The organism is Microcystis sp. M144S2, assembly GCF_020246065.1.
Taxonomy (GTDB): Bacteria; Cyanobacteriota; Cyanobacteriia; order Cyanobacteriales; family Microcystaceae; genus Microcystis; species Microcystis ichthyoblabe_A.
In genome coordinates this window covers 1-4,732 of the sequence record NZ_JADBTR010000139.1, presented here as the reverse complement: position 1 = coordinate 4,732, position 4,732 = coordinate 1, and the positions used below count along the sequence as shown (strand labels likewise).

5 protein-coding genes are annotated in these 4,732 nt (G+C 42.4%); 2 read left to right on the top strand and 3 right to left on the bottom strand.

What is annotated here, in order from left to right; translation table 11 throughout:
- From IM462_RS16080 to pap, 3 genes are all read right to left on the bottom strand, one after another.
- A partial coding sequence (locus IM462_RS16080) for a helix-turn-helix domain-containing protein (protein ID WP_287715384.1) occupies positions 1 to 268 on the bottom strand: 268 nt, incomplete at its 3' end.
- A gap of 251 nt (positions 269 to 519) precedes the next feature.
- On the bottom strand, positions 520 to 1,155 hold the full coding sequence (purN, locus tag IM462_RS16075; RefSeq protein ID WP_287701727.1) for a phosphoribosylglycinamide formyltransferase: 636 nt from the start codon (positions 1,153 to 1,155) through the stop codon (positions 520 to 522).
- Between the two features lie 282 nt (positions 1,156 to 1,437).
- On the bottom strand, positions 1,438 to 2,931 hold the full coding sequence (gene pap / locus IM462_RS16070) for a polyphosphate:AMP phosphotransferase (protein ID WP_287701726.1): 1,494 nt from the start codon (positions 2,929 to 2,931) through the stop codon (positions 1,438 to 1,440).
- Between the two features lie 68 nt (positions 2,932 to 2,999).
- On the opposite strand from pap, the gene galE reads away from it, so the two are divergent.
- Positions 3,000 to 3,998 carry a UDP-glucose 4-epimerase GalE gene (gene galE / locus IM462_RS16065; RefSeq protein ID WP_287701724.1) on the top strand — a complete coding sequence of 333 codons (999 nt, stop codon included), beginning with the start codon at positions 3,000 to 3,002 and terminating at the stop codon, positions 3,996 to 3,998.
- A gap of 129 nt (positions 3,999 to 4,127) precedes the next feature.
- On the top strand, positions 4,128 to 4,553 hold the full coding sequence (locus IM462_RS16060; protein WP_287701722.1) for a hypothetical protein: 426 nt from the start codon (positions 4,128 to 4,130) through the stop codon (positions 4,551 to 4,553).
- The last annotated feature ends 179 nt before the right edge of the window (positions 4,554 to 4,732 follow it).

Genomic DNA, 4,732 nt, shown 5'->3' with positions numbered 1-4,732 from the left:
TTTCCGTCTTATTTACAATCCGACATATAGTTGATTCTGATAGTTCCCAGCTTGTACCAATGTGAAAATATGTTCTATATTCTCGCCAATATTCTAACGTTACTAAAACTTGTTCTTCTATAGATAGTTTAGGTTTCGGTCTCCTTTTAGATGGTGAATTAGAGTCGGCTTCAACACTTTTTACTGATTCTACCATCTTTCTATATGTTTGTTTATAGACACCGAAACGGCGTTTGAATTGTTCATCTGATAAGTTTTGATAATCCATAATTTTGCTATGTTTATTAGCAAAATTATAGATGATTTCCTGACCTAAGATCACATTTTATTCTTTTTTCCACTTCAATCTAAGAATTGAGAAAAAAGCAAAGCCTTATATCATACCATAAAAAAATTATGCAAGAGGTCTAATAAGGGTGGTGTCTGATAATTTTTAACGCCTACCTACTTATTTAACGATTTGCCTTGAATTTTCGTTTTTTTGCCGGTATTCTCGCCAAGGAGTCGGGACATCTATCTCTACAGACCCAATTTCGCCGCTAAAGCGATCGCTACTGGGAAAATGCGATGTTCTTGCACTTGAATGCGTTCGTGGAGACTGGCCGCGGTATCATCCGGGAGAATGGGAACCACTGCTTGCATTAAAATTGGGCCACTATCTACCTCCGCGCGAGCGATATGCACAGTACATCCGGTCACTTTTACCCCCGCCGCTAACGCTTGTTCCACGGCGCGCACACCTTTAAAACTGGGTAGTAAACTAGGATGGATATTGATCACGCGATCGGGAAAAGCATCTAGTAAAACCGGGGTGACAATTCGCATCCAGCCCGCCATAATTACCCATTTTACGCCGTATTCCTGGAAAGTTTCCACTATTGCCCGATCGAGTTCTTCTCTGGGTTTAAATTGACGATGATCGAGGAAAACCGCAGGGATATTGTAGTGATCGGCTTTTTCTTTTACCTTGGCATCGGGATTATTGTAGATGAGGACAGAAATCCGGGCATTTAGCTGTTTTTTAGCGATCGCTGCCGCTAAAACAGCAAAATTGGAACCACTACCAGAAGCCATCACTCCTAAAGAGAGGGTTTCCTCTAGGGGAATATCGGCCAAACTGAGATCGGGAGAAATTAAACTGGGGGAAAAACTCATAAATTCAGTTATCAGTTATCAGATTTAAGTTATCAGATTTAAGTTTTAAGTTAATTAGTTAGTTATTTTCATCTTGATCCCCATTTACTGATCACTGTTTACTGTAGACCTCTTGCATAAATCCGAAAACAAACGATAGAAACAATAATGGGAGAGACTTTCAGTTAATTATTTATTAGTAGTTGATAATCTTCAAAAATGTTGCTGTACAAGGATCGACTTAAGACTTTTGCAAGAGGTCTTGTTTACTGTTTACTGTTTACTGATCACTGATTACTGATCCTATCCCCGTTGTTTCAAACCCGTTTCAATAGCGGCAATTACTGTTTCTATGACTTTAACGCGGGCGAAATACTTGTCATTTGCCGCCACAATTGTCCAGGGGGCGACGGGGGTGCTAGTACGGGCTACCATGTGATTAACTGCCACATGGTAGAGGGGCTGTTTTTCCCGATTGCGCCAATCTTCATCGGTGAGTTTATGTTGACGATAGGGGTTAGTTTGGCGTTCATTGAAGCGATTTAACTGTTCTTCGGGGCTAATATGTAACCAAAATTTGACTAAAACACAGCCTGAATGGGTTAATTGGGCCTCAAATTCGTTAATTTCTTGATATGCCCGCCGCCAGTCCATATCTTTAGCGAATCCTTCCACTCTCTCCACCAAAACCCGTCCATACCAACTGCGATCGAATATACCGATAGTTTTGGCTGCGGGTAATTTGCGCCAGAAGCGCCAGAGATAATGATAGCGATGTTCTTCCTCCGTCGGGGCAGCAAAGGCAATCACTTGATAACTGCGAGGATCGAGGGTATCGGTTAAGCGTTTGATCGCACCTCCCTTACCGGCGGCATCCCACCCCTCAAACAGGACTAAAACGGGAATATTTGCCTGAAAAATCTCTAATTGCAGTTTTCTTAATTCTACCTGTGCCTGACGCAAGCGGATTTTATAGTCTTCTTTTTCCAATTTGGCACTTAAGTCCACTCTCCCCAGATAATCGGGTTCCGTCGGCAGTAATTGGGCTTGGGGTGGTAGATTGACAGGGGGTTCGATCGGTAATTGGCGCTGATCCAAGGCTTGAGCGATCGTACCGACTAATTGGGAGAGAACTTTTACCCGGGCCCAACGTTGACAGTTGCCCTCCACCAATATCCAAGGGGCAGCCCCCGTGCTAGTGTAGGTAATCATTTCCTCGGCTAAACTGGCATACTCATCATAACGTTTGGCCTGTTGCCAATCTTCTGGACGCACGCGCCAAGATTCTAGCTCATTTTCGGCGTATTCTTTGATGCGTGACTTTAATTCCTTTTGACTGAGGTGAATCCAGAATTTAGCGATCGCAACCCGATCATCAGATAATTGTCGCTCAAAGGTGTTGATATCGCGCATGACTAGGGGAATCTGGGAGGAGGGCAATTTATTTAAGAGTCGATCCTCTAGTAGATGGGTGTACCAACTGTGATAAAAAATGCCGATACTGCCCTTTGCTGGCAGTTTTTGCCAAAATCGCCACAAAAACGGGTAACTTTCCTCTTGGGGGGAAGGGGTTAAAATTGGATGGACGGTAAAACCGCGCGGATCCATATAGTTAACCATTTTTTTGACTAAAGTTCCCTTCCCTGCCGCCGCCCAACCTTCCAAAACCACCACCACGGGTAATTTACATTCCCAACAGGACTTCTGTAGCGATCGCAGTTGTTCCATTAAATCTTTAATTTGTGATTGATAAGTTTCCTTGTCAAGGGAAAGAGATAGATCGAGGGGACTTAACATGATGGTCAAATAAAAGCAAAATTAGGGTATAAAGTTATAGACAAGTCAATCTCAAATAGGTCTTTCGCGTGTCTCAAGTTAAACCTACCATTCTCGTCACTGGCGGTGCGGGTTATATTGGTTCCCATGCAGTTCTAGCGCTCAAAAATGCTGGTTATTCCGTCATCGTACTCGATAACTTATCCTACGGTCACGCCGAAATCATTAAGGATATATTAAAAGTTGAGTTAATTGTCGGTGATACCAGGGATCGATCGCTGCTGGATAATTTATTTGCTAGTCGTGATATTGCCGCCGTCATGCACTTTGCCGCTTTTATTGCCGTAGGGGAATCGGTGCAGGAACCGGCTATTTACTATCAAAATAATGTTAGTGGGAGTCTGACTCTTTTGCAAGCGATGATCGCCGCTAATGTGAAGAAATTTGTTTTTTCTTCCACCTGTGCTATTTATGGAATGCCGAAAGAAATTCCGATGACGGAAAGTCATCCCCATCATCCCCTTAGTCCCTACGCTGCCAGTAAGGAAATGGTGGAACAAATTCTTCGGGATTTTGATCTGGCCTACGGTTTAAAATCGGTGGCTTTTCGTTATTTTAATGCTTCCGGAGCGGATCCCAGTGGTTTATTAGGGGAAGATCACCAACCAGAAACCCATTTAATTCCCCTGGCTTTATTAACTGCCCTGAAAAAACGGGATTCCCTGTCAATTTTCGGCACGGATTATGATACTCCCGATGGTACTGCTGTGCGTGATTATATCCATGTTAATGATTTGGCACAGGCTCACGTTTTAGGCTTAGAATATCTCTTAAATGGGGGCGAAAGTAATGTGTTTAATTTGGGCAATGGTAACGGTTTTTCTGTGCGCGAAGTGATTGAAACGGCGCGAGCGGTAACTGGTTTAGATATTCCCGTCATCGAAAGTCCCAGAAGGGCAGGTGATGCTCCCATTTTAATCGGCAGTAGTGATAAAGCTAAACAGGTTCTCGGTTGGCATCCCCAATATGCCGATCTCAAGGTAATAGTTGAACACGCCTGGAATTGGCATCAAAAAAGACACGCTTAACGGCGATCAAGTGCTAAACTTTAGTATTATCAGATTGAAAAGTTCTATCAGTCGATAACAGTAAAAAACTGCTAGAGGCTGATAGTTTACCGCTATAAGCTTCTCTAGAATCCTCTCGAATACAATGGTATGAATAACAAAATAATCTTAACATTTATAGGCTTGACTTTTTTAGCAAGTTGTGCTGATAGTAAACAGTTTCAATGTCAAAAAATCTATCGGATTGCCAACGAAGTGGCCCAAGAAACCAAATCCCTAACCAACGGTCAAGGGACAGAAATTGACCAAAAAAGTTGGCTATTAGCCGCCGATAAAATCGAACAGGCTGCGGAAAATATGAAAAAATTAGCAGTGAAGGATCCCGAACTAGAGAAATATAAAATCGCTTTCGCTCAAGTTTATGAAGATTATGCCACTGCCACTCGTGAAATAATTCAAGTTATCGAAACTCGCAATAAAAACGGGGCAAAATTAGCACAGGAAAAGGTAAGAAAAGCGGGACAATTAGAAAAAGAAACTGGCGAAGCTTTTAATACCTATTGTCAAGCACAGTAAAGCAGTTATCCTGACAGGGGGACAAGAAGGCTGAAATTCATATAGCATAAGCTTTTCATGGTTTTAGCTCGAAAAAGTTCGCCGCACCATCTCTCACTTATTAATAATAATTCCTAGTAAGCTCGCTCCTATCCCTAATTCTTTCGTTAGCTTTTTGCCTAGAATCGCTAGATCTATTT

Excerpts from the sequence above, each read along its gene's own strand:
- purN (WP_287701727.1), bottom strand. The coding sequence starts at position 1,155 with ATGAGTTTTTCCCCCAGTTTAATTTCTCCCGATCTCAGTTTGGCCGAT.
- pap (WP_287701726.1), bottom strand. The coding sequence starts at position 2,931 with ATGTTAAGTCCCCTCGATCTATCTCTTTCCCTTGACAAGGAAACTTAT.
- IM462_RS16060 (WP_287701722.1), top strand. The coding sequence starts at position 4,128 with ATGAATAACAAAATAATCTTAACATTTATAGGCTTGACTTTTTTAGCA.